Source organism: Sporomusa sp. (assembly GCF_057736855.1).
This window is the reverse complement of the sequence record NZ_JBYKYF010000209.1, coordinates 4,888-5,528: the sequence shown is the minus strand read 5'-3', so window position 1 is coordinate 5,528 and position 641 is coordinate 4,888. Positions and strand designations below refer to the sequence as shown.

General features: G+C 42.3%; 1 pseudogene. It reads left to right on the top strand.

Going from position 1 to position 641, the window contains the following annotated elements:
- Positions 1-641 (top strand): annotated as a pseudogene (locus AC29Z1_RS12760) (DNA mismatch repair protein MutS); the annotation flags it as partial.

The window sequence follows — 641 nt, the reverse complement described above, 5'->3', positions numbered from 1 at the left end:
GACGAAGAATTACCAGGCAGTTTGGCAGGACGTGTTGCTGTTGGTTATCTGCTTGCTTATTTGCATCATACGTTGAAAACCGATCTTTCGCATGTAAATAAGCTTACACGTGTGGATACCCAAGAATATTTAGTTATGGATACCTCGACTTTGCGCAATCTTGAAATTACCCGTAACATGCGCGATGGAGGACGTAAAGATACTTTATTGGCAGTGCTAGATTTTACTAAAACTGCTATGGGGGGGCGGCTTCTCAAAAAATGGTTGGAATTTCCGCTATTGAACCCTGTTGCTATTCTTAAACGCCAGGATGCTATTGCCGATCTCTCCGATAAAGGGGCTACCCGTGAAGTATTAGCGGATTTACTTGGAAAAATTTATGACTTTGAACGCATTCTGACCCGAATCGAAGTAGGCAGTGCCAATGCACGGGATTTGACAGCACTAAAAATATCATTGTCAGTTTTGCCTGAGATCAAAACTAAACTTCAGGATTGTCAAGCAGAATTACTTACAGAAATTGGACAAGCAATCAAAACACATAGTGATGTAACTCAGATGATTGCAGCAGCCATCGTCGATAATCCTCCGTTTAGTGTTCGCGAAGGTGGCATTATTCGGGAAGGTTACAATTCGGAGCT